The 23,165-nt window shown below is 33.3% G+C and carries 23 protein-coding genes and 1 pseudogene; 21 read left to right on the forward strand and 3 right to left on the reverse strand.

All coding sequences use genetic code 11. The features are described from left to right. Positions 1 to 13: 13 nt before the first annotated feature. Positions 14 to 337: a hypothetical protein gene (locus OZP15_RS02040; protein WP_281336869.1), complete on the reverse strand. Its 324-nt coding sequence runs from the start codon at positions 335 to 337 to the stop codon at positions 14 to 16. Beyond that, positions 325 to 522, reverse strand: coding sequence for a hypothetical protein (locus tag OZP15_RS02045; RefSeq protein WP_281336870.1), 198 nt, complete (start codon positions 520 to 522; stop codon positions 325 to 327). Before OZP15_RS02045 ends, OZP15_RS02040 begins: the two co-directional genes overlap by 13 nt. A 425-nt stretch (positions 523 to 947) precedes the next feature. On the opposite strand from OZP15_RS02045, the gene OZP15_RS02050 reads away from it, so the two are divergent. The 12 genes and pseudogenes from OZP15_RS02050 to OZP15_RS02105 all read left to right on the forward strand — a co-directional run bounded on the left by OZP15_RS02050 (position 948) and on the right by OZP15_RS02105 (position 13,453). Beyond that, positions 948 to 1,949 carry an AAA family ATPase gene (locus OZP15_RS02050; RefSeq protein ID WP_269226847.1) on the forward strand — a complete coding sequence of 334 codons (1,002 nt, stop codon included), beginning with the start codon at positions 948 to 950 and terminating at the stop codon, positions 1,947 to 1,949. A gap of 69 nt (positions 1,950 to 2,018) precedes the next feature. After that, positions 2,019 to 2,882 (forward strand): DUF58 domain-containing protein, encoded by an 864-nt coding sequence (locus OZP15_RS02055; protein WP_281336871.1) that lies wholly within the window; start codon positions 2,019 to 2,021, stop codon positions 2,880 to 2,882. 20 nt (positions 2,883 to 2,902) lie between these two features. Further along, the gene (locus tag OZP15_RS02060) at positions 2,903 to 4,558 is read left to right on the forward strand and encodes a hypothetical protein (protein WP_281336872.1); all 1,656 of its coding nucleotides are present in this window, start codon (positions 2,903 to 2,905) and stop codon (positions 4,556 to 4,558) included. Then, positions 4,558 to 5,559 (forward strand): vWA domain-containing protein, encoded by a 1,002-nt coding sequence (locus tag OZP15_RS02065; protein ID WP_281336873.1) that lies wholly within the window; start codon positions 4,558 to 4,560, stop codon positions 5,557 to 5,559. The genes OZP15_RS02060 and OZP15_RS02065 overlap by 1 nt, the downstream gene beginning before the upstream one ends. A 61-nt stretch (positions 5,560 to 5,620) precedes the next feature. Beyond that, positions 5,621 to 6,001 (forward strand): annotated as a pseudogene (locus tag OZP15_RS02070) (GxxExxY protein). A 64-nt stretch (positions 6,002 to 6,065) separates the two neighbouring features. Then, positions 6,066 to 7,103 (forward strand): VWA domain-containing protein, encoded by a 1,038-nt coding sequence (locus OZP15_RS02075; RefSeq protein WP_281336874.1) that lies wholly within the window; start codon positions 6,066 to 6,068, stop codon positions 7,101 to 7,103. Further along, on the forward strand, positions 7,103 to 7,846 hold the full coding sequence (locus tag OZP15_RS02080; protein WP_269226849.1) for a tetratricopeptide repeat protein: 744 nt from the start codon (positions 7,103 to 7,105) through the stop codon (positions 7,844 to 7,846). The genes OZP15_RS02075 and OZP15_RS02080 overlap by 1 nt, the downstream gene beginning before the upstream one ends. A 97-nt stretch (positions 7,847 to 7,943) precedes the next feature. Continuing rightward, on the forward strand, positions 7,944 to 9,701 hold the full coding sequence (locus tag OZP15_RS02085) for a BatD family protein (RefSeq protein ID WP_281336875.1): 1,758 nt from the start codon (positions 7,944 to 7,946) through the stop codon (positions 9,699 to 9,701). Positions 9,702 to 9,754: 53 nt separating this feature from the next. Then, on the forward strand, positions 9,755 to 9,955 hold the full coding sequence (locus tag OZP15_RS02090) for a GxxExxY protein (protein WP_349293284.1): 201 nt from the start codon (positions 9,755 to 9,757) through the stop codon (positions 9,953 to 9,955). A gap of 49 nt (positions 9,956 to 10,004) precedes the next feature. After that, on the forward strand, positions 10,005 to 10,748 hold the full coding sequence (locus OZP15_RS02095; RefSeq protein ID WP_269226850.1) for a tetratricopeptide repeat protein: 744 nt from the start codon (positions 10,005 to 10,007) through the stop codon (positions 10,746 to 10,748). A gap of 177 nt (positions 10,749 to 10,925) precedes the next feature. Beyond that, positions 10,926 to 13,253, forward strand: coding sequence for a DUF8693 domain-containing protein (locus tag OZP15_RS02100; RefSeq protein WP_281336876.1), 2,328 nt, complete (start codon positions 10,926 to 10,928; stop codon positions 13,251 to 13,253). A gap of 2 nt (positions 13,254 to 13,255) precedes the next feature. After that, positions 13,256 to 13,453 carry a hypothetical protein gene (locus OZP15_RS02105; protein WP_269226853.1) on the forward strand — a complete coding sequence of 66 codons (198 nt, stop codon included), beginning with the start codon at positions 13,256 to 13,258 and terminating at the stop codon, positions 13,451 to 13,453. A gap of 63 nt (positions 13,454 to 13,516) precedes the next feature. Here OZP15_RS02105 and OZP15_RS02110 read toward each other — a convergent pair whose 3' ends face one another. Next, on the reverse strand, positions 13,517 to 14,020 hold the full coding sequence (locus OZP15_RS02110; RefSeq protein WP_269226854.1) for a CvpA family protein: 504 nt from the start codon (positions 14,018 to 14,020) through the stop codon (positions 13,517 to 13,519). Positions 14,021 to 14,186: 166 nt separating this feature from the next. Between OZP15_RS02110 and OZP15_RS02115 the strand changes: the two genes are divergently transcribed. The 9 genes from OZP15_RS02115 (at position 14,187) to gmk (ending at position 23,112) form a co-directional block, all read left to right on the forward strand. After that, entirely contained in the window at positions 14,187 to 14,516 is a 330-nt protein-coding gene (locus tag OZP15_RS02115) for a HesB/IscA family protein (protein ID WP_073367569.1), read from the forward strand. Positions 14,517 to 14,534: 18 nt separating this feature from the next. After that, positions 14,535 to 15,983, forward strand: a complete 1,449-nt coding sequence (sufB, locus tag OZP15_RS02120; RefSeq protein WP_281336877.1) for a Fe-S cluster assembly protein SufB — start codon at positions 14,535 to 14,537, stop codon at positions 15,981 to 15,983. 32 nt (positions 15,984 to 16,015) lie between these two features. Continuing rightward, positions 16,016 to 16,768 (forward strand): Fe-S cluster assembly ATPase SufC, encoded by a 753-nt coding sequence (gene sufC, locus OZP15_RS02125; protein WP_281336878.1) that lies wholly within the window; start codon positions 16,016 to 16,018, stop codon positions 16,766 to 16,768. Between the two features lie 76 nt (positions 16,769 to 16,844). Next, the gene (locus OZP15_RS02130) at positions 16,845 to 17,234 is read left to right on the forward strand and encodes a four helix bundle protein (RefSeq protein WP_269226855.1); all 390 of its coding nucleotides are present in this window, start codon (positions 16,845 to 16,847) and stop codon (positions 17,232 to 17,234) included. 42 nt (positions 17,235 to 17,276) lie between these two features. After that, positions 17,277 to 18,596: a Fe-S cluster assembly protein SufD gene (gene sufD / locus OZP15_RS02135; protein ID WP_269226856.1), complete on the forward strand. Its 1,320-nt coding sequence runs from the start codon at positions 17,277 to 17,279 to the stop codon at positions 18,594 to 18,596. Between the two features lie 128 nt (positions 18,597 to 18,724). Continuing rightward, on the forward strand, positions 18,725 to 19,321 hold the full coding sequence (locus tag OZP15_RS02140) for a Uma2 family endonuclease (RefSeq protein WP_281336879.1): 597 nt from the start codon (positions 18,725 to 18,727) through the stop codon (positions 19,319 to 19,321). Positions 19,322 to 19,495: 174 nt separating this feature from the next. Beyond that, a complete protein-coding gene (locus OZP15_RS02145) occupies positions 19,496 to 21,457 on the forward strand; it encodes a transglycosylase domain-containing protein (RefSeq protein ID WP_269226858.1) in 1,962 nt (653 codons plus the stop codon). A gap of 111 nt (positions 21,458 to 21,568) precedes the next feature. Then, a complete protein-coding gene (locus tag OZP15_RS02150; RefSeq protein ID WP_269226859.1) occupies positions 21,569 to 22,429 on the forward strand; it encodes a YicC/YloC family endoribonuclease in 861 nt (286 codons plus the stop codon). 110 nt (positions 22,430 to 22,539) lie between these two features. Then, positions 22,540 to 23,112: a guanylate kinase gene (gmk, locus tag OZP15_RS02155; protein WP_281336880.1), complete on the forward strand. Its 573-nt coding sequence runs from the start codon at positions 22,540 to 22,542 to the stop codon at positions 23,110 to 23,112. Positions 23,113 to 23,165 lie beyond the last annotated feature (53 nt).

Below are 23,165 nucleotides of genomic sequence, written 5' to 3' on the forward strand. Positions count from 1 at the left end.
CTTTAGGTTTCAATCAAAGCCATTTCGATTCTTCAGAATGGCTGTTTATGATATTCGTAATAAGGTAATTGTTCTTTTTACTTTCAAAAAAAACATACCAAGTGGTTCGTTGATTTGATTTATAGAAAATGTATTTTGATCCAAAATTTTTTAATGCTGACGGTGTTTTTTTTGATGGAAAAGTAGCAATATCATTTTCTATGAAATCGATTATTTTATCTTTATATAAAATGGAATTTTCCAAATAGCTAAAATAATTTTCTTTAAATAAAACGAAAATCAATTCATTCAAATAACTCTCTACTTCGGGTCTATAAAGAATATTTACTTTTTCCAAGGTAAGGTTTTTAAAAATTCGGTAGTTCGTTTTTTTAATTCTTCTCCTGAAATTCCTTTTTTAAATTCTTCGTCAAAATTAAAACTAACTTGATTTTTAAGAATTTCAATTTCATTCAAAACCGACTGGTCTTCAATGGATAAAATCCAATCTATAATTTCTTTTTTTTGTGCTACAATTTCCATTTTTATAGAATTTAGACTCAAAGTTACTGATTTTATTTTTTAAAGTTGGCCACGAATTACACCAATTGTCACTAATTTTTATCAAATTTAAAATTGAATTACACGAATTCAATTTATTTTATGAATTCGTGTAATTAAAAACTAGTTGTAATTCGTGTTTATTATTGCAATTCGTAGCGGAAAATTTTAAATGCAGATGCCTTGAAATTAATTGCTTCACTTTTTAATTTAAATTCAAAAATTTTTGATTTCACCTTCCATTTTTTGGAAACTTTAAAATTATTAAAATACTATCACAAAACATCCTTAAAATACAGGAGTTATAACAAGTTTTAACCATTTTTTAACATCTTACTTCTAAAAAAAAATTCAATTTGCACCATCTAAAAAAAAAGAACCCAACTTACAGTAAATAAAACAAAGAAATGGAAGAGAATACAACTTTGGACATTAGAGCAATCAATGAAAAAATAGAAAGAGAAAGTGCTTTTATTGATTTGCTTACCATGGAAATGAATAAAGTAATCGTGGGTCAAAAACACATGATCGAGCGATTGTTAATCGGACTTTTGGGACAAGGACATATTTTATTAGAAGGAGTTCCAGGATTGGCAAAAACATTAGCCATAAATACGTTGTCACAAGCTGTTCAAGGTTCGTTTAGCCGAATCCAGTTTACTCCGGATTTACTGCCTGCAGATGTTGTGGGAACAATGATTTACAACATCAAATCCAATGAATTTTCTATAAAAAAAGGACCTATTTTCGCTAATTTCGTTCTTGCGGATGAGATTAACCGTGCGCCAGCTAAAGTGCAATCGGCATTGTTAGAAGCGATGCAGGAAAAACAAGTTACCATTGGTGACACTACTTTCAAATTAGACAGACCTTTCTTGGTTTTGGCAACTCAAAATCCAGTAGAGCAAGAAGGAACTTATCCTTTGCCGGAAGCGCAAGTCGATCGTTTTATGTTGAAAACCGTTATCGATTACCCTAAAATGGAAGACGAGAGATTGGTGGTTCGTCAAAATCTAAAAGGAAGCTTCGAAAAAGTAAATGCTGTTGTTTCTGTAGAACAAATTTTACGTGCGCAAGAAGCCGTTCGTGAGGTTTACATGGACGAAAAAATCGAAAAATATATTCTAGATATTATCTTCGCAACCCGTTATCCGGAGAAATATAAATTAGCTGATTTGAAACCATTAATCAGTTTTGGATCTTCTCCACGTGGAAGTATCAATTTAGCGAATGCTGCAAAATGTTATGCTTTTATCAAACGTCGTGGGTATGTAATTCCAGAAGATGTTCGCGCCGTGGTTCACGATGTATTGCGTCACAGAATTGGAATTACTTATGAAGCCGAAGCAGAAAACATCACTTCTGTTGACATCATCAACAAAATCGTAAACGAGATTGAAGTACCGTAAATAAGTTGGCAGTGTTCAGTATTCAGTTCACAGAGCTGACCACTGACCACTAATAACTGACCACTGACTATGGAGACAAAAGACCTCTTAAAAAAAGTACGAAAAATAGAAATCAAAACCCGAAGATTGAGCGATCATATCTTTTCGGGAGAATACCATACATCGTTCAAAGGTCGTGGAATGACTTTTAGCGAAGTGCGTCCGTATCAATATGGCGATGATATTCGTGCTATTGATTGGAATGTGACGGCGCGTTACAATGAAGCTCACGTCAAGGTTTTCGAAGAAGAACGAGAATTGACCATGATGCTGATGGTTGATATTTCGGGTTCAGAAAGTTTTGGCTCCAAAAATCAATTCAAGAAAGATGTCGTTACTGAAATTGCCGCTACAATGGCTTTTTCAGCAACAAATAACAATGATAAAATTGGTTTGATTTTGTTTTCGGATCAAATCGAATTGTATATTCCTCCAAAAAAAGGACGTTCACACGTTTTGAGAATTATCCGTGAATTGATAGAATTCGAACCAAAAAGCCACAAAACCGATATTGCCCAAGCTTTGAAATTCCTTTCGGGAACGCAAAAAAAGAAAGCTATCGTGTTTGTCATTTCTGATTTCATTTCTGAAAGTTATGAACACACATTAAAAATAGCATCCAAAAAACATGACATTACTGGAATCCGAGTGTATGACATTCGCGAAGAAAAAATGCCAAATTTAGGAATGGTTTCTATGCTTGATGCCGAAACGGGCGAAACACAATTGATTGATACTGGTTCAAAATCGGTACGAATGAATTATGAAAAATACTATCAGGATAAATTGAAATATTTCAAGGAAACTTTTAGTAAATCGGGTGCAGGGGTTGTAAATACAAGAGTTGACGAAAGCTATGTGACGAAATTATTAGGTTATTTTAAATCGAGATAAAGATTGTTCCCCAATAAAGAATGAAAAAAATACTATTATACTTTCTGTTTACCGCCACGGTTTTTGCTCAACAAAAACAAGTGGTAACCAGTATTGATACTACTAAAAATAAAATTGGAGCCGAGTTTAAACTTACGTTTAAAACTTCGGTAGATACGGCTTCGAAAGTGGTTTTCCCGAATGTGAGAAACTTTGGTGCTCTTGAAGTGATTCAGTCGTATCCAATAGATACTATTCTTAAAGATGACCGTTACGAATTAATCAAAAAATACGGTCTGATACAATTCGATTCGGGAAGATACACCATTCCGAGTGTAAAGATTTTAATCAATAACAAGGCTTATTTATCCGATTCAATCAAAGTTGAGGTTGCGAATGTTCAAGTCGATACATTAAAACAAAAAATGTACGACATCAAAGATATTGTTCAAGCCGAGGATTCGATAGGCGATTGGTGGAAATATCTTTTAGGATTTCTGTTGCTTGCTGGACTTGGAGCTTTAGGATATTGGTTTTATAAAAAACGTAAAAGAGTTATTGTAGAAGAAGAAATTTATAAAACACCGATAGAAAAAGCGACTAGTTTGCTGAATAACCTAGAAAAGAAAGAACTTTGGCAACACGGCGAAGTTAAAGAATATTACAGTGAATTGACTGATATTGTTCGAAATTATATTGAAGAAGCCATCGAAATTCCAGCCATGGAAAGTACAACTTCTGAATTGATTGAAGGATTGAAAGGCGCTTCACAGAAAAAGAAAATGAAACTTTCAAAAGACACTTTCGACAATTTATTGGGTGTTTTAAAACAAGCCGATTTAGTGAAATTCGCCAAATCAAAACCATTGGATTTTGAAATTACTGAAGACCGCAAAAAAATAGAAAGAGCCATCGTTACTTTGGACAAAGCGATTCCAAAAGTGGTTGAAGTAGAAGACGAAATGCTGCTCAACGAAATGCAACGTCAGGAACAATTGAAAAGAGAATTAGCAAAGAAAAAGAAGAAACGCATCCAGACTATAGTTGTTTCTGTGTTTTTATTGCTTTTTGCGGTAACTACTTTCTTTGTTGTTGCCAAAGGTCCAGCTTATGTTATCGATAATGTTTTCGGAAATTCATCTAAAGAATTATTGGAAGGCGAATGGGTTAAAAGTGAATACGGAAGTCCGAGTATTCGAGTTGAAACTCCAAAAGTTTTGGTACGAACTGATTTGAAAAAAATACTTCCAAAAGACGGTTTGGCTTTGATTAAGGATATGCAATCGTTCACTTACGGTAGCTTTAGCGATAATTTTTATATCATGCTTTCGACCTTGCAATACAAGCAAGACCCGAGCGATAGCGAACAGGCGAAGCAAACCAAAATTGATTTGGCAAAATCATTAGAATCTGCTTTACAATCTTTAGAAGCGCAAGGAGCACAAAATATGATTGTTAAGCAAGAAGATTTTCAAACCAATGAAGGTGCTGTAAAAGGAGTTAAAGGCTACGGAACGTTTTCTAAAATTGATGGAGAAAATCAGAGCAGTACAAAATACTATTATGAAACATTGATTTTTAGTCAGGATGGCGGATTACAGCAAATTATAATTGTTCACGAAGAAGGCGATCAATACGCTAATGAAATTTCAGATAAAATATTGAACTCTGTCGAACTTCAAAATGCACAACAATAATGGGAGAAATCACTTTTTTAAACCCAGAGTTTTTTTGGTTGTTCCTTTTGGTTCCGATAGCTGTTGCTTGGTTATTTTGGAAAAAAAACGAGCAATCGGCAACTTTGAAAATGAGTTCCACACAAGGATTCAAAGGATCGGAAAGTCTGGCAGTAAAATTGAAACCAGCTTTGAACGTTTTGCGATTACTAGCCTTAAGTTCTTTAATTATTGCTATGGCAAGACCAAGAACAGTTGACATCAGCAATCAGACCAAAACAACAAAAGGAGTTGATATTGTAATTGCAATGGACGTTTCAGGAAGTATGCTTGCAAGAGATTTGAAACCAAACCGAATGGAAGCGCTAAAAGAAGTGGCTGCCGATTTCGTTGAAGAAAGACCAAACGACAGAATTGGATTGGTACTTTATGCGTCTGAAGCCTATACAAAAACTCCTGTAACGAGTGATAAAGCAGTAGTTCTTGAAGCGATAAAAAGTGTCAAATACGACAATGCTTTACAAGACGGAACAGGAATCGGAATGGGATTGGCAACAGCCGTAAACCGTTTGAAAGATAGTAAAGCCAAAAGTAAAGTGATTATTTTGCTGACAGATGGTGTCAATAACGCTGGTTTTATTGAGCCGGAAACAGCCGCTGATATTGCTAAACAATACGGAATAAAAGTATATACAATCGGTATCGGAACCAATGGAATGGCAGAATCACCTTATGCTTTATCGCCGAGTGGAGAGATTTTGTTCCAAATGGCAAAAGTAGAAATCGATGAACAATTGATGCGAAATATAGCCCGTAAAACAGATGGAAAATATTTCAGAGCAACGAGCAACAGTAAACTAGCCGAGATTTATGGCGAAATAAATAAACTGGAAACCACCGAAATTGAAGAATTGAAATTCTATGATTACGACGAAAAATTTAGATCTTTTGTGTGGTTTGCATTGGCTTTGATTTTGGTTGAAGTGGGATTACGAAACACGGTTTATAGAAGTTTTATTTAGAGGTTTAACCACAAAGTACACAAAGGAAACACAAAGTTAAAGATGAGAAAATAAAGTAAGAATGATTGAGAATGATATATCAAAAATTGTTTTTGAAAGTGCTTTAAAAGTGCATCAAACTTTAGGTCCCGGTTTATTAGAAAGTGCTTAAGAAGAGTGTTTGTTTTATGAACTAAAAAAATATAATTTAAAAGTTGAAAAACAAAAACAATTACCTCTGGTTTATGAAGACGTGAAATTGGATGTGGGTTATAGGATTGATATTATTATAGAAGAAAAATTTATAGTTGAAGTTAAATCAGTTGAAGCTTTGAATGATGTTCATTTAGCACAATTGTTAACTTACTTAAAATTATCAAATTGTAAATTAGGATTGTTAATTAACTTCAATGTTAATTTATTAAAAAACGGTGTTAAAAGAGTAATAAACGGAACATTATAAACAAGAGTTTGCAATTAGCTTTGTGATCTTTGTGAAAAACTTTGTGCCCTTCGTGGTTAAATAAATGGAATTAGACGAATCAAAATATTTATATCTTCTTTTTATATTGCCAGTTTTGGCGTTGCTATTTCTTTACAATCAATATTGGAAAAGAAAAAAACAGCGTGAATTTGGAGATTTGGATTTGATTAAAAAATTAAGTCCAGAAAGTTCTGTTTTCAAACCTATTTTGAAACTTTCGGTGATACTTTTGGCACTGACTGGATTGATTTTAGGATTAGTAAATCCAAAAATGGGTACTAAAATAGAAACGGTAAAACGAGAAGGAATTGATATCGTTTTTGCTTTGGACGTTTCCAAAAGTATGTTGGCGGAAGACGTTGCACCAAGCCGATTGGAAAAAAGCAAACAAATTGTTTCGCAAATCATCAATCAATTAGGAAGTGACAGAATTGGAATTGTGGCTTATGCTGGAAGTGCTTTTCCTGTCTTGCCTATAACCACTGATTACAGTGTTGCCAAAATGTTTTTGCAAAGTGCCAATACCGATATGGTTTCTTCACAAGGAACTTCTTTGGACGAAGCCATAAAATTGTCGGCGACTTATTTTGATGAAAAAAGTAAAACCAGCAAATTGCTGATTATGATTTCGGATGGAGAAGATCATTCAGAAGGAGCAGAATCGGCTGCCGAAGAAGCGAATAAATTGGGGATGAAAATCATTACCATTGGCGTTGGAACCGAAAAAGGAGGTCCAATTCCATTACGTGGTGCAAATGGTATTGTTGAAAGTTTTAAAAGAGACGGCAACAATCAAGTGGTGATAACAAAGCTGAATAAAGACGGTCTGACAAGTATTGCCAAAGCAACAAAAGGGGGTTATGTGGATGGAAGCAATACCAAAGAAGTATTAGATTATGTGAAAAACGCTTTGAATAATATTCAAAAAACAGAATTCGAATCGACACAAATGGCTGATTTCCAATCGCAGTTTCAATGGTTTTTGAGCTTTGCATTTGTCTTATTATTTTTAGACATTTTCTTGTTGGAAAGAAAAACCAATTGGGTCAAAAAGTTGAATTTATTTAACGAAAAAGAATAATGAAGAATTTTATCTTATATATAGTATTAATGCTTTCTTTTGCAATTTCTGCACAGGAAAAGGATAAAACCTTGCCCAAAGCGAACGCGGAATATGCAGATAAGAAGTTCGTGGAAGCAGAAGCTAATTATAGAATTTCGAATTCTAAATTTCCTAAAAGAACAGTTTCTGCTTATAATTTAGGAAATGCTATTTATAGGCAAAACCAAATTGCAGAAGCAAAATTAGTTTATGTAAAAGCGATTGAAAACATAAAATCAAGACCTCAAAAACACAAATTGTATCATAATTTGGGGAATGTTTTTATGAAGGAAAAAAATTATTCGAACGCTGTTGAAGCCTATAAAAATGCTTTGCGCAATAAACCATCGGACGAAGAAACCCGATATAATTATGCTTTGGCAAAGCAAAAATTAAAAGAAAATCCTCCAAAAGGAGATGATAAAAAAGATAAGAAAGACGATAAAAAGAAGGACGACAAGGACAAGAAAGACGATAAAAAAGATAAAGACAAAGAAAAAGAGGACGATAAAGGAAAAGACAAACCTTCTGACAAAGGAGATAAAAAGGAGGAAAAACCTCAAGAGCAAGGGAAACCAAAACCAACTCCTGGTGGAATTTCTCAAGAACGATTACAAAATCTTTTGGATGCCGTAAATAACGAAGAGAAAAAAGTTCAAGACAAGGTAAATGCTACCAAAGGAAGAAAAGGTAAGCCAGTTCAGACCGAGAAAGATTGGTAAAAAAATGTTTAATCGGGGATTTGTCTATTAGTTAATTCGATTCTAGTGTTCAGAAAAAGCCGATTCAACAATTCAACAAAAAACGATTACACCAGTAATGAAAAGATATTTGATTTTAGTATTAATAAGTTTTCAATCACTTTTGGCTCAAGTACAATTTGAAGCAAAAGTGAGCAAAACTACGCTTGGATTGAACGAAAGACTTCGTATTGATTTTGTGATGAATATGGACGGAGACAATTTTAATCAACCGTCTTTTGAAGGATTTAGAATTATTGCTGGACCAAGTCAACAAGTGAGTCAGTCTTGGATTAATGGAAGAAGTTCATTCGAAAAAGTCTATTCTTACTATCTTCTACCAGTTCAAAAAGGAAATATAATTATCAAACAAGCCACCATAGAATACAACGGTCAGATTTACAAGACATCTCCGATAAAAATTCATGTTACAAATGCAGTTCAAGAGGCAAGAAATCCAGATGATGCACCTCAAATTTCGGCTGATGATAATATTTATTTGGTTGCCGATATTTCTAAAACCAGTCCTTACATCAACGAACCCATTACAGTAGTTTACAAACTGTATTTTAATCCCAATATCGGAATTACAAATTCACGTGAATTAAACAAACCCAAATACAATGATTTCTGGAGTCAAAATATTCCAATCAAGCAGTTTGTTCCAGAGGAAGGAATGTTTCGTGGAAAAAGATATGGAGTTTTTGTATTAAAAAAAATTGTTTTATATCCACAAAAATCAGGCAAATTGGTCATCGAACCTTTGTCTTTAGATATTGATGTACAATTACCTACGAACCGTGCAGATATGTTTGGTAGAGTTATTTTTACAAACGATAACAAAAGAGTTTCAGCAGGAGCCAAAACAATAAACGTAAAAGCACTTCCCGAAGCAGGAAAACCAGCCGATTTTTCGGGAGCTGTAGGTAAATTTGATTTTAGAGTAACACCATCCAAAACGAATTTAAAGAGTGGTGAAAGCTTGGATTTAGTAGTTAGTGTTAGCGGAAGCGGAAACATGAAATTGTTCAATTTGCCAAAACCCGTTGTACCTAATTCATTAGAAATGTATGATCCTGTTCACGACGAAAAAGTGAATACTTCTTTGTCTGGAATGTCAGGAAAAATTTCGGATAAATACACGATTATTCCACAATTCAAAGGAAATTATCCAATCAAACCATTGCAGTTTTCGTATTTCGATTTAGGAACAGGCAAATACAAAACTATAACGTCTCAAGAAATAGTTGTGAATGTTTTAGAAGGACCAACCGCTGATAATCAAGTTGCGGCAACAACACCTGGAGTCCAGAAAAACACCATTTCAAAGAACGAACAATTCAAATTTATCAAGCGAGAAACTAATTTAGTATCCTCAAAAAAAGACGATTTCTTGGGATCTAATTTGTTTTATGGTTTGTTGCTTTTGCCGTTTTTAATACTGCCATTGATTGTTGTTTTCAAAAAGAAAAAAGACGCTATAGATGGTGATGTTTTTGGAAATAGAATAAAAATGAACAACCGATTGGCCAAGAAATATTTATCGGAAGCCAAAAAACAAATCAACAACAAAGAACCGTTTTACGTGGCTTTGGAAAAAGCAATGCACAATTTCTTGAAAGCCAAATTGCATATTGAAACTTCCGAAATGAGTAAAAGCAATATTCAGGAATTGTTGTTGTCAAGGAAAGCAAGTCCAGAAACAGTAACAGATTTTATCAATCTTACCGAAAATTGTGAATTGGCGCGTTATGCCTTAACATCGAGTTCAACTATTCAAAAGGATTTTGAAAAAGCAGTGGAAATAATCTCGGATTTGGAAAAACAAATCGCTTAACCACAAAGGGCACAAAGAAAGCACGAAGGGTACAAAGTTTTTAAAATATACAAATGACTGAAAACGAAATTTCAAAAATAGTATTTGAATGTGCTTTGAAAGTGCATAAAACTTTAGGATCTGGATTATTAGAGAGTGCTTATGAAGAGTGTATGTTTTATGAACTTAAAAAATCTAATTTAAGAGTTGAAAAGCAAAAAGCTTTACCATTAATTTACGAAGAAGATAGAAGAGTGGTCAACGGAATACTTTAAATAGTGAACTTTGTGCCTTCTTTGTGTTCTTTGTGTTTAAACTTTTTTTATGAAAAATTTACTTTTTATATTATTATTAACCTCACAGTTTTTCTTTGCTCAAAGTGGTTTTGAAAAAGGAAATGACTTGTACCAAAAAGGAAAATACGAACTCGCAATTAAGGAATATGAAAGCATTTTGGCAGGTAAAAAAGAGTCGGCAGAATTGTATTTTAATCTAGGAAATTGCTATTATAAATTGAATAAAGTAGCTCCCGCTATTTACAATTATGAAAAAGCATTGGTACTCAATCCGGATGATGCTGAAATAACGAACAACTTGAAATTTGCTCAAAAACTACAAATCGACGAGATAAAAGTAGTTCCAACTGTTGGTTTTTCAAAAATGATTCAAGACTTTACTTCTGTCTTTCATTACAATACTTGGGCTTGGATAGCAGTTGGATTTTCAGTATTATTTTTAGGGTTTTTTGTAGGTTATTATTTTTCGCAAACTACATTGTCAAAAAGGATATTTTTTATAGCAATGTTTGTGTTGCTTTTATTCTTATTAATTAGTGTTTCAGCGGGAATCTCCGAGAAAAATGACTTCGAAAATGACAAGCCCGCTATTGTTTTTGCAGCAGTTATTGAAATTAAAAGCGAACCACAAAAAAGCAGTAATACTATTTTTAGTCTCCACGAAGGAACCAAAGTTTTTGTTTTGGAAACACTTAACAATTGGAGGAAAATTCAATTAACCGACGGAACCGAAGGCTGGATTGAAAAAACAGCTATTAAAGAAGTGAAATAAATTTAATGTTTTGATGCTTATAACCTGTTTTTTATGGAAATAAGGTTTTTATTGAAGATTTTTTCTCAAAATGAAAGGTTTAGCTAATTAATTATCAATATATTAATACAAAAAGCCTGTTTTTTTAATTTTTTAGTTTAAATTTGCAAAAAATATAAACTAATCTGATTAAAATTTATGAAATTTAAACACTACTTAACGCTGATAGCTATTTTTAGTTTCAGCATTATGCGTTCTCAATCAGGAACTCATTTAAACTTTGACGGAGTTGATGATTATGTTGAGATACCAAATGAATCAAATTTTGATTTTACTAATCAAATAACTGTTGAATTTTGGATAAATTCTAGTGAAACTCCTCAACAATGGGATGCTTTAGTAGCCAAAGGAGATGATAGCTGGCGTGTAGCCTTAACATCTGATGGAACTGTTGCGTTTGCAGGAACAGGTGCTTTTTCTGATTTTTATTCTACAACTGCAGTGAACGATGGTAACTGGCATCATGTTGCAGCTACTTACAATGGAGCAAATGCAATCATTTATATTGATGGAGTTCTAGAAAATAGTATTGAAGCTACAGCTAATATTGATAATTCAGCTTTTAATGTTTCATTAGGAGAAAATTTACAACAAACAGGTAGATTCTTTTCTGGTAACCTAGAAGATGTTCGTATCTGGAATGTAGCCAGAACAGAAGAACAAATTAATGCTAGCAAAAGATGTGAATTATTAGGTAGTGAATCAGGCTTACTAGCTTACTATAAATTCAACCAAGGTTTAGACAATCAAGATAATACAGCAATAACTAGTTTGACTGACGCAACAGTTAATGCAAATAATGGGACATTAACTAATTTTGAATTAACAGCTGCTACTTCAAACTGGAAAAGCGGATCACTAATAATTACAGGTCAAAACTGTTGTACAAGTGTAACAACTTGGAACGGTTCAGCTTGGTCTAATGGAACTCCAGATGCTACAAAAACAGCAATTTTTACAGGAAACTATACTGGTCTTGGTTTTGACGCTTGTTCTGTTCAAGTAAATGGTACTGCAAATGTTAGTATTAATTCAGGTGAAAATTTAGAAATTCAAAATGAAGTTCAAGTTGCATCTGCTGCTTCTTTCTCTTTAGAAAACAATACTAATTTAGTTCAAGTAAGTGATAGAGATAATTTAGGTAATGCTATTGTAAAAAGAAATAGTACTCCAATGATTCGTTTAGACTATACTGCTTGGAGTTCGCCAGTTGCCGGTCAAAAATTATTGAGTTTTTCGCCAAATACTTTAACAAATCGTTTTTACAGCTATAGTCCTTCAGGAGTTGATACTGCTTCAGCTTGGATTCCAGTAAGTGCTCCAAGCACAACTGATTTTGCAGAAGGTAATGGTTATTTGATTAGAGTAGATAACACATGGTCAGCCAGTACAGCTGCTCCTTATTCAGGTCAGTTTTCAGGGGTGTTAAATAATGGTCCAGTAACTGTTGCAACTACAACTGGATATAATTTAATTGGAAATCCATATCCATCTACAGTTAGTGTTGCTGACTTTATAAGTGCAAATAGTACATTAGGAGTAAGTACTTTATACTATTGGACACACACAATTCCTGCATCTGGAGGAGTTTATGCTCAAAACAATTACGCATCAAGAACAACACTAGGAGGAGTTGCTTCCGCAGCAGGTGGTGCTATACCAAATGCATTTATCCAAGTTGGACAAGGATTTTTTACCCAAACAACTTCAGATGGAGACCTTGTATTTAACAATACAATGAGATCAAATGACACTAGTAATCAATTTTTCAAAACTGCTGCAAAAGCACCTAAAAATAAAAGCAGTAGATTTTGGTTAAATCTTAACGGAGTTTCTGCTAACTATAACCAAATTTTAGTTGGTTATGCAACAGGAGCTACAAATGATTACGATCAAGGTGTTGATGGAAAACTTTTAACCAATTCAAAAAGCTATATCGCTTCAAAAATTAATGGTGATAATTATGTAATTCAAGGTCGTGCCGAAGCTTTTGATATTAATGATGAAGTAGCTGTAGGTTTTACAGCAAATCAAGATGGTGATTATACTATTGCTTTAGATTCTTTTGATGGATTGTTTACAAATCAAGATATTTTCTTATGGGATAAATTGTCTAACACAAAGCACAATTTAAAACAATCAGCTTATACTTTTAAAGCGGTTGCAGGAACTAATGACAGTCGATTTACAGTAGTTTACAAAACAGATGCTACTCTAGGAACTGATACTTTTACAAAAGACAGTCAAGTAGTTTATGTAGATGCCAACAATTACATACAAATAGAAAATTCAAACCAACTTATCTCTAAAGTTGATGTTTATGACGTTTCGGGTAAAGTTTTATATTCAAAGACTAATATTCAAAAAAATCAAGTAACAGTGCAAAAATCCATAAAAAACCAAGTAGTATTGGTTAAAATTACATTGCAAGATGGATCTACTAACACACAAAAAATCATTAAATAATTATGAAAAATAAACTAAAATTTATCCTGGTATTTTGCTTAATTAGTCAAATTATTTTTGCCGATCCTATTGATCCGCCAGGAGAAGATGAGCCAGCACCATTACCTATTAATAATTGGCTAATTTATTTAGCAATAGTAGGTTTAGTATATTCTTTTCTTTTCTTGAAAAAGAAATTGAAAAATTCTCTAGATAATTAATTAGAGAACAATAGAATATAAAGACTAAAAAATCCGTCTCAAATTTTGTTTTGAGACGGATTTTTATTTTTTCTTCAAACCCTCATACCATTTTTCAATTGAAGGATAAATAAGTCCTGCTGTTTTTTGAATTGGTCTATAAAATAAGGAATTGTCCAAGGTCTCTTTTTTAGCAAAAGTGTTATTAAAATTTATCTTTTCAAAAAGATTCAAAAAAATGCTCACAATCAATATCGTTTTTAAAAGTCTGAAAAAGCCACCGCCTAGTTTATTAATCCACCCCAATTGAGCAAAATCAGCAATCCCAGTCAAGAATTTTGCCAATAGCGATATTCCGATGACAACTAAAATAAAGGTCAAAATAAAAGCGGTAATCTGAATGGTTTTTGGATTCCAATGTACAATACCAGAAAGGACATCAGCGGTTAGAATTGAAAATTTCACAGCAAAATAAATCCCCAATAGTAAGGAAATCAAGGAGGAAACTTCTACAAAAAGTCCGTTTTTAATACCTTTATACAAACCAAAGGCTAATAAACTGCCCAAAATAATATCTAAAAAACTCATAACAGTAAATAAAATTATAAAAGACAAAGGTAAAATTACAAATGAAGATTTTTTGTTTGAATCAGTTTTATTTATGAGCCAATTAGTTATAAAAATGTTATCTGTTATGCAAAAAGATTTTTATGCACTATCTTTGCGGTTAATTTAGACAAAATCAATACTAACAATGATAAAAGTTTCTGATACGGCCAAAAAGAAAATCATCGACTTGATGAAAGATGATGGTTTTGATGCCGCAGTCGATTATGTAAGAGTTGGCGTAAAAAGCGGCGGATGCTCTGGATTGTCTTATGATTTAAAATTTGACAAAAACAAGGGCGATGATGATAAGATATTCGTAGATAACGATATAACAATTGCAGTCGAAAAAAAATCGTTCCTTTATTTAGCCGGAACAATATTAGAGTTTTCAGGCGGATTAAACGGAAAAGGATTTGTGTTTAACAATCCTAATGCTAGTAGAACTTGTGGTTGCGGAGAGAGTTTCTCTTTGTAAAACATTTAAACAAAAATTATGTCAAAATATACCGAAGACGACTTAAAAATTGAACTCGAAACCAAAGAGTATGAATATGGATTTTATACCGAATTGGAATCGGAGACCTTTCCTATTGGTTTAAATGAAGATATTGTTCGTGCTATTTCAAAGAAAAAAGAAGAACCACAATGGATGACCGACTGGCGCATTGAGGCTTTTCGTGCTTGGGAACAAATGATTGAACCAGAATGGGCAAATGTAAAATATACCAAACCTGATTTTCAAGCCATTTCCTATTATTCTGCTCCAAAAGCAGTTGATCCTAATAAAACATTAGACGATGTAGATCCTGAACTTTTGGAAATGTACAAAAAGTTAGGCATCTCTGTCGATGAACAAAAAATGATGAACAATGTCGCAATGGATATTGTAGTCGATTCAGTTTCAGTGGCAACGACTTTCAAGAAAACTTTGGGCGAAAAAGGAATCATTTTTATGAGTATTTCCGAAGCAATTAAAGAACATCCTGAATTAGTTCGTAAACATTTGGGTACGGTTGTTCCTCAAAAAGATAACTTTTACGCAGCATTAAATTCAGCTGTTTTCTCTGATGGAAGTTTCTGTTACATTCCAAAAGGGGTAAAATGTCCAATGGAATTATCAACCTATTTCCGTATTAATCAGGCAGGAACAGGACAATTCGAAAGAACTTTATTAGTGGCTGACGAAGGAAGTTATGTTTCGTATCTTGAAGGATGTACAGCTCCAAGTCGTGACGAAAATCAATTACACGCAGCAGTTGTAGAATTAATCGCTTTAGAAGGTGCCGAAATTAAATATTCTACAGTTCAAAACTGGTTTCCTGGAAACAAAGAAGGTTTAGGAGGAGTTTATAATTTCGTGACAAAAAGAGGAATGTGCGAGAAAAACGCAAAAATCTCTTGGACACAAGTTGAAACAGGATCTGCCATAACTTGGAAATATCCATCGGTTATTTTGAAAGGAGATAATTCAGTAGGCGAATTTTATTCGATTGCGGTAACTAATAATTTCCAACAGGCTGATACAGGAACAAAAATGTTTCACATTGGAAAAAACACAAAATCAACCATTATTTCCAAAGGAATTTCTGCTGGAAAATCACAAAATAGTTATAGAGGATTAGTGAAAATTGGTCCAAATGCAGAGAATGCAAGGAACTTTTCACAATGTGACTCTTTATTAATGGGGAACAATTGTGGAGCGCATACTTTTCCATATATCGAAAGTAAAAATCCAACAGCCAAAATAGAACACGAAGCGACAACAAGTAAAATTGGAGAAGATCAGGTTTTCTATTGCAACCAACGTGGAATCCCAACTGAAAAAGCGATTGCTTTGATTGTGAACGGTTTCAGTAAAGATGTATTGAATAAGTTGCCAATGGAATTTGCGGTAGAAGCACAGAAATTATTGGAAATTTCACTTGAAGGTTCAGTAGGATAATAATAAAATAAGTATAAAAACACATTCGAAAAATGTTATCAATAAAAAATTTACACGCCTCTATCGGAGACAAAGAAATATTAAAAGGAATCAATCTTGAAGTAAAAGCAGGAGAAGTTCACGCCATAATGGGACCTAATGGTGCTGGAAAAAGTACGTTATCAGCTGTAATTGCTGGAAACGAAAATTATGAAGTAACAGAAGGTGAAGTAATTTTGGACAATGAAGATCTTGCTGATTTGGCTCCAGAAGAAAGAGCACACAAAGGCGTTTTTCTTTCGTTCCAATATCCAGTTGAAATTCCTGGAGTATCGGTTACTAACTTTATGAGATCGGCAATTAACGAAACTCGCAAAGCCAAAGGTCAAGAGGAAATGCCTGCCAATGAAATGTTGAAATTGATTCGTGAAAAATCAGAATTATTGGAAATTGACCGTAAATTTTTATCCCGTTCTTTAAACGAAGGATTTTCAGGAGGAGAGAAAAAACGTAACGAGATTTTCCAAATGGCAATGTTAGAACCAAAATTGGCTATCCTTGACGAAACCGATTCTGGATTAGATATTGATGCACTTCGTATCGTGGCTAATGGAGTAAACAAATTGAAAAGTGACAAAAACGCAGTAGTTGTAATTACACACTACCAAAGATTGTTGGATTATATCGTTCCTGATTTTGTTCACGTATTGTACAACGGTCGAATTGTAAAATCTGGTGATGCATCTTTGGCTCACGAGTTAGAAGAAAAAGGATACGACTGGATTAAACAAGAACAAGAAGCGTAAAGTTAGTTTCAAGTTTCAGGTTTTTTAGTTTCAAGTTGTAGAACCTGAAACTTGAAGTTTGAAATAAATTTATAATATGGCTACAATAAATAGATTTGAAGATTTAGATATTTGGAATGAAGCAAGACGGTTAGCAAAAGAAATACATATAATTTCTGTTGAAACTGGATTGAAAACGGATTTTAAATTTAAAGAACAAATCAAATCTTCTTCAGGTTCTGTAATGGATAACATTGCTGAAGGATTTGAAAGAGATGGTAATATAGAATTTAGACAATTTTTATCTATTGCAAAAGGTTCTGCAGGAGAAACAAGGTCACAATTATATAGAGTTTTTGATTTTGGTTATATAGATGAGCAAAAATTTGAACTTTTAAAAAAAGATTATGAAAACTTAAGTGGTAAAATAAAAAACTTTATCACTTATCTAAACAAGAAGGACTTCAAAGGAAATAAGTTCCAATAGGCAAAACCTGAAACTTTAAACTTTAAACCTGAAACAAAACAAATGGAATTGAAAGAAAAATTACTATCGTCTTTTATGGCTTTTGAAGAAAAAATCGATGTTCATTCAGAACTACACGATGTTAGAACTTCGGCTATAAAAAACTTTGAAAATAAAGGTTTCCCAACCAAAAAAGAAGAATCATGGAAATATACTTCGTTAAACGCCATCCTAAAAAATGACTTTACGGTGTTTCCAAAAAGTGAAAATGAAGTTGTTAAGTATTCGGATGTTAAAAAATACTTTTTACACGAAATCGACACCTATAAATTGACTTTTGTTGACGGTGTATTTTGTTCTCATTTGTCTTCTACAACTCACGAAGGAATTGACGTTTGTTTGATGTCATCGGCATTGAACAAGCCAAAATACAAAATGATTATCGATACGTATTTCAATCAAATTGCTAGCAAGGACGAGAGTTTAACGTCTTTAAATACGGCTTTCGCCAATGAAGGAGCTTATATCAACATTCCAAAAAGTAAAGTCGCAGACAAACCTATTGAGATTATGTATTTCTCCACTGGAAATGAAGCCGCACTTTTGGTACAGCCTAGAAATTTGATTATTGTTGGTGAAAATTCACATGTTCAAATTATCGAAAGACACCAAAGTTTAAACGAAAATCCTGTTTTAACGAATTCTGTTACCGAGATTTTTGCACAAAAACGTGCTATTGTTGATTATTATAAAATCCAAAATGACAATCACGGAGCGAATTTAATTGACAATACTTACGTTTCTCAAAAACAAGAAAGTCACGTTTATGTTCACACCTTCTCTTTTGGAGGAAATTTGACCAGAAACAATTTGAATTTCTATCATTTTGGAGAAAGATTGACAAGTACACTAAACGGAATCACCATTATTGGCGACAAACAACACGTAGATCACTATACTTTAGTGAACCACGCTACGCCAAATTGCGAAAGTTTCCAAGATTACAAAGGAATTTTTTCAGATAACTCAACAGGTGTTTTCAACGGAAAAGTTTATGTAGAAAAAGAAGCGCAAAAAACGAATGCTTTTCAAAAAAGCAACAACATTTTGCTAGGCGATAAATCTACAATAAATGCTAAACCACAATTAGAGATTTTTGCCGATGACGTAAAATGCTCTCATGGTTGTACAGTTGGACAATTAGACGAAACTGCATTGTTCTATATGCAACAACGTGGAATCCCAAAGAAAGAAGCTAAAGCTTTATTGATGTACGCATTCTCGAATGCCGTAATCGAAAGTATCAAAATACCGGAATTGAAACAAAGAATTACCAAAATCATCGCTATGAAATTAGGCGTTAAATTGGGATTTGATTTGTAGTTTTCAACTATAAAGAATTCAAAGATTTATATAAAGGGCACAAAGTTTATTATTGAACTTTGTGCCCTTTTATTATAAAAGCAACATATAAAAAAATATGTATCTTTGAGTAATTAAAGCAAAGTATTATGGCTACAATAACAGACATCAACAGTTTAGACCTTACAAAATCCTACACTTATGCGGATTATCTTACTTGGAATTTCCAAGAAAGATTAGAGATTTTGAAAGGGAAAATTTTCAAGATGAGTCCTGCTCCAAGTAGAAAACATCAGGACATTTCAGCAAAAATATTTCGAAAATTGGATCGTTATTTCGAAAATAAGACGTGTAATATATATTATGCTCCATTTGATGTACGCTTAATTAATTATAAAAAAAGCACTTCCGACAAAGAAATTACAACCGTATTTCAACCTGATATTTGTATTATTTGTGACAAAGAAAAACTAGACGACCGAGGCTGTCTTGGAGCACCGGATTTAATTATCGAGATTCTTTCTCCAGGAAATTCCAAAAAAGAAATGGACATTAAGTTTGATTTATACGAAGAAAACGGTGTAAAAGAATATTGGATAGTAGAACCTTTCCAAAAATCAATTTTAATTTACACCCTTCAAAATGACAGATACATCGGACTGAAACCCATTGCCGAAGAGGGATTAGTACACAGTCCGCTATTTCCAGAATTGAGTTTTAATGTGGAAGAAATTTTTATAGATTAACTCTAAAATTACAATAGTAACCCGATAGTTTTTAAAAGCCATCGGGTTTTTTATTGCTATAATTTTCTAAAGAAAAACATAAAAAAAATTCCTTTTGCATTATTTTCCTTTTCTTTATAATCAAGATTCTAAATACCTTTATTTTAGAATTTTTATTAAAAGAGAAAACAAGTTATGAGAACCCGAAAGCAGAAAATAATTTTAGCTTTAAAAATAATTGCATTAGTTTTTATCGCAATTGTTGTAGGACTTTTTGTTTTTAGAGAAGCATTATTACAACAAACTATTGACAAGGTTTCCCATAAAATGGAAGAGGATTACAACAGTGATTTTTCTGTAAAAAAAGCTTCTTTTGTTGGTCTTTCTGGTCTTGATTTTTCGGAAATTATTTTGGTTCCCAAAGATGCAGATACGTTGTTTCATATTCAAAAAATGAAAACCAGCGTCAATTTATGGCGTTTGCTGGTAGGAGATGTTCAATTAGGAACACTAGAAATTGAGAATGGTTATGTACAATTGGTCAAAAATAAATACGGTCGCAATTTTGATGATTTTCTAAAAAAGGACGAAGCAGTTTCAGATTCTAACGAAAAAAGAGATTATGCTAAAATAGCCTACAACCTTATTTCAAAAGTATTGAATTTAATACCAACGGATATGAAAGTAGAAAATCTAGAATTCCGATTGGACGATAATGGCAAAAAAACAACCGTTAATTTTCAAAAACTACGATTGATTAACAAGCAATTGGAAACTTCTGTTGAAGTAGCAACTAAAGCTTATTCTCAACGAATCCGAATTGAAGGTTTTGCTGACCCTAGAAATAAAAAAGCTGACATTCGCTTCTTCAATATTGATACTGGTGCAATTAAAGTACCTTATTTTGACGAGCGTTTTAGTCTAAAATCAAGTTTTGATTCCATTCGGATAAAAGTTGAAAACATTGATAAATCTGGTGGCGAATTGCATATTGATGGCTTTGCTTCGATTGCCAATTTGATGATTAATCATAAAAAAATTGCCAGCAAAGACGTGGTCATCAAAAATGCAAAATTCGATTATCGATTCTTGTTGGGTTCCAATTTTATTTCCATTGATAGTAGCTCTACGGTTGAATTTAACAAAATAAAATTCCATCCTTATCTGGCATACGAAACAGAGGAAGACACGATTTACAAACTCAAAGTGGCGATTCCAAAGATGAAAGCGCAAGATTTTATTGTATCGCTTCCCGATGGCTTGTTCACTCATTTTCAAGGCATGGAAGCCGAAGGTAATTTCGAGTACAATTTGGATTTTATGTTCAATAAGAACAAGCCGAACCAATTGATCTTTGACAGTAAATTAAATAAAGAAAATCTAAAAATTACCAAATACGGTGAAGCCAATTTGACTAAACTCAACGGCGAATTCATCTATCGAGCAATTATCGAAAATGTGCAACAGCGTCCTGTTTTAGTAGGATCGACCAATCCAAATTACACTCCTTTGGATCAAATTTCGCCTTATTTACAAAAATGTGTTTTAACCTCTGAAGACCCTTCTTTTTTCTCGCATCGTGGTTTTATCAACGAAGCCTTCAAGCAATCGATTCTTAAAAACATTCGAACCAAGAAATTCTCTCGTGGCGCCAGCACGATTAGTATGCAATTAATCAAAAATGTATTTCTTACTCGCGAAAAAACCTTATCCCGAAAAATGGAAGAAATTTTATTGGTTTATATCCTTGAAAACAACCGAATTGCCAGCAAAGAACGAATGCTGGAAGTTTATTTCAATATTATCGAATGGGGACCAAATGTGTATGGAATTGGCGAAGCGGCACAGTTTTATTTCCAGAAAAGTCCAATAGATTTGAACCTGAAAGAATGTCTGTTTTTGGCGACTATTGTTCCAAAACCAAAGAAATTCATGTGGCAATTTGACAATGCAGGAAATCTAAAATCATACGCTACTCAACAACAAAAATTCTTAAGCAATTTGATGCTGCGAAGAGGACTTTTAACTGCAGAAGATACCATTGGACAGTCCACTCCGATACAACTTACTGGAAAAGCCCATTCGTTTTTGAATATAAAAGTACAAGATTCCATTCCAGCAGATTCCTTGGCGGTGGAACTCCCTTTTGAGTTTTAATGATTTTAAATTCATCCCTAAAACTATAATAAACTAGATTTTTACAGAAAGAATTCTGAATACTGAACACTGCAAACTTTTAATTATCTTTGAGCTCTTTTAGAAAAATATATGATACAATCAATGACTGGATTTGGTAAAGCAAGCTTGCAATTACCAACCAAAAAAATAACGGTAGAAGTAAAATCCCTAAACAGTAAAGGCTTGGATTTAAGCGTGCGAATGCCTTCTGCTTATCGCGAAATGGAATTGGGTTTACGCAACCAAATTGCCTTGAAATTAGAAAGAGGAAAAGTAGATTTTTCGATTTTTATTGAAAGTACTGCCGAACAAACTTCTACAAAAGTGAATGTGCCGATTGTAAAAGCTTACATCAATCAATTGCGTGAAGTTTATCCTGATGCTGATGAAACGGAATTGATGAAAATGGCGATTAGAATGCCAGACACGTTGAAAACCGAAAGAGAAGAAATTGACGAAAATGACTGGGCTGAAATTCAAAAAGTAATTTTGGAAGCCTTGGATTATATTGGCAATTTCAGAAAAGACGAAGGTGCTTCATTAGAAAAAGAATTCCAGTTGCGTATTGGAAATATTCGTCAATATATGAATGATGCTTTGGCACTTGATCCAGAACGTGTTCAGGCGATAAAAGACCGTTTGCAAACTGCGATTTCTGAATTAAAAGTCAATGTAGATGAAAATCGTTTTGAACAGGAATTGATTTATTACCTAGAAAAATTAGACATTACTGAAGAAAAAGTCCGTTTGACCAATCACTTGGATTATTTCTTGGAAACCATCAACGGATCGGAAGCTAATGGTAGAAAACTAGGTTTCATTACTCAAGAAATGGGACGTGAAATCAACACTATGGGTTCCAAATCCAATCACGCTCAAATGCAAAAATTAGTCGTGATGATGAAAGACGAATTGGAAAAAATTAAGGAACAGGTTTTGAATGTGTTGTAAAATTTAACCACGAGTTACACAAATTAATTCGTGAGAATCTGTGTAATTTGTGTTTAAAAAATAAAATAAAAGGAGGATGGGATTGCTTCGTTCCTCGCAATGAATTTAAAATGAAAAAAGGAAAATTAATAGTTTTTTCGGCACCATCGGGTTCAGGAAAAACGACCATCGTTAGGCATTTATTAAAGCAGGAAGACTTGAATTTGGAGTTTTCAATTTCGGCAGCAACGCGAGAAGCTCGTGGCGAAGAAGTAAGTGGAAAAGATTATTACTTTATGTCGCTCAAAGAATTCAAAACCCACATCAAAAACGAAGATTTTGTAGAATGGGAAGAAGTCTATAGAGATAATTTCTACGGTACTTTAAAAAGCGAAGTAGAACGCATTTGGGCTCAAGGAAAAAATGTGATTTTTGACATTGATGTTGCTGGCGGTTTGCGAATCAAACATAAATTTCCTGAAGAAACTTTAGCCGTTTTTGTAAAACCACCCAGCGTGGACGAACTCAAAAGAAGACTCAAAGAACGTTCTACCGAAAGCGAAGAAAAAATCAATATGCGCATTGCCAAAGCCCACGTAGAATTGGCTACGGCACCACAATTTGACGTTATAATTAAGAATTACGATTTGGATATTGCTTTGGAAGAAGCGTATCAGTTGGTAAAGGATTTTGTAAACAAATAATTATCACACAAAGATTCACAAAGAAAAACACAGAGACACGCAAAATTTTTTAA

The organism is Flavobacterium eburneipallidum, assembly GCF_027111355.2.
Taxonomy (GTDB): Bacteria; Bacteroidota; Bacteroidia; order Flavobacteriales; family Flavobacteriaceae; genus Flavobacterium; species Flavobacterium eburneipallidum.

What these genes read in the sequence shown, in the direction of transcription:
- OZP15_RS02045 (WP_281336870.1), bottom strand. Translation starts at nt 522, where the DNA reads ATGGAAATTGTAGCACAAAAAAAAGAAATTATAGATTGGATTTTATCC.
- OZP15_RS02050 (WP_269226847.1), top strand. Translation starts at nt 948, where the DNA reads ATGGAAGAGAATACAACTTTGGACATTAGAGCAATCAATGAAAAAATA.
- OZP15_RS02055 (WP_281336871.1), top strand. Translation starts at nt 2,019, where the DNA reads ATGGAGACAAAAGACCTCTTAAAAAAAGTACGAAAAATAGAAATCAAA.
- OZP15_RS02060 (WP_281336872.1), top strand. Translation starts at nt 2,903, where the DNA reads ATGAAAAAAATACTATTATACTTTCTGTTTACCGCCACGGTTTTTGCT.
- OZP15_RS02065 (WP_281336873.1), top strand. Translation starts at nt 4,558, where the DNA reads ATGGGAGAAATCACTTTTTTAAACCCAGAGTTTTTTTGGTTGTTCCTT.
- OZP15_RS02075 (WP_281336874.1), top strand. Translation starts at nt 6,066, where the DNA reads ATGGAATTAGACGAATCAAAATATTTATATCTTCTTTTTATATTGCCA.
- OZP15_RS02080 (WP_269226849.1), top strand. Translation starts at nt 7,103, where the DNA reads ATGAAGAATTTTATCTTATATATAGTATTAATGCTTTCTTTTGCAATT.
- OZP15_RS02085 (WP_281336875.1), top strand. Translation starts at nt 7,944, where the DNA reads ATGAAAAGATATTTGATTTTAGTATTAATAAGTTTTCAATCACTTTTG.
- OZP15_RS02090 (WP_349293284.1), top strand. Translation starts at nt 9,755, where the DNA reads ATGACTGAAAACGAAATTTCAAAAATAGTATTTGAATGTGCTTTGAAA.
- OZP15_RS02095 (WP_269226850.1), top strand. Translation starts at nt 10,005, where the DNA reads ATGAAAAATTTACTTTTTATATTATTATTAACCTCACAGTTTTTCTTT.
- OZP15_RS02100 (WP_281336876.1), top strand. Translation starts at nt 10,926, where the DNA reads ATGAAATTTAAACACTACTTAACGCTGATAGCTATTTTTAGTTTCAGC.
- OZP15_RS02105 (WP_269226853.1), top strand. Translation starts at nt 13,256, where the DNA reads ATGAAAAATAAACTAAAATTTATCCTGGTATTTTGCTTAATTAGTCAA.
- OZP15_RS02110 (WP_269226854.1), bottom strand. Translation starts at nt 14,020, where the DNA reads ATGAGTTTTTTAGATATTATTTTGGGCAGTTTATTAGCCTTTGGTTTG.
- OZP15_RS02115 (WP_073367569.1), top strand. Translation starts at nt 14,187, where the DNA reads ATGATAAAAGTTTCTGATACGGCCAAAAAGAAAATCATCGACTTGATG.
- sufB (WP_281336877.1), top strand. Translation starts at nt 14,535, where the DNA reads ATGTCAAAATATACCGAAGACGACTTAAAAATTGAACTCGAAACCAAA.
- sufC (WP_281336878.1), top strand. Translation starts at nt 16,016, where the DNA reads ATGTTATCAATAAAAAATTTACACGCCTCTATCGGAGACAAAGAAATA.
- OZP15_RS02130 (WP_269226855.1), top strand. Translation starts at nt 16,845, where the DNA reads ATGGCTACAATAAATAGATTTGAAGATTTAGATATTTGGAATGAAGCA.
- sufD (WP_269226856.1), top strand. Translation starts at nt 17,277, where the DNA reads ATGGAATTGAAAGAAAAATTACTATCGTCTTTTATGGCTTTTGAAGAA.
- OZP15_RS02140 (WP_281336879.1), top strand. Translation starts at nt 18,725, where the DNA reads ATGGCTACAATAACAGACATCAACAGTTTAGACCTTACAAAATCCTAC.
- OZP15_RS02145 (WP_269226858.1), top strand. Translation starts at nt 19,496, where the DNA reads ATGAGAACCCGAAAGCAGAAAATAATTTTAGCTTTAAAAATAATTGCA.
- OZP15_RS02150 (WP_269226859.1), top strand. Translation starts at nt 21,569, where the DNA reads ATGATACAATCAATGACTGGATTTGGTAAAGCAAGCTTGCAATTACCA.
- gmk (WP_281336880.1), top strand. Translation starts at nt 22,540, where the DNA reads ATGAAAAAAGGAAAATTAATAGTTTTTTCGGCACCATCGGGTTCAGGA.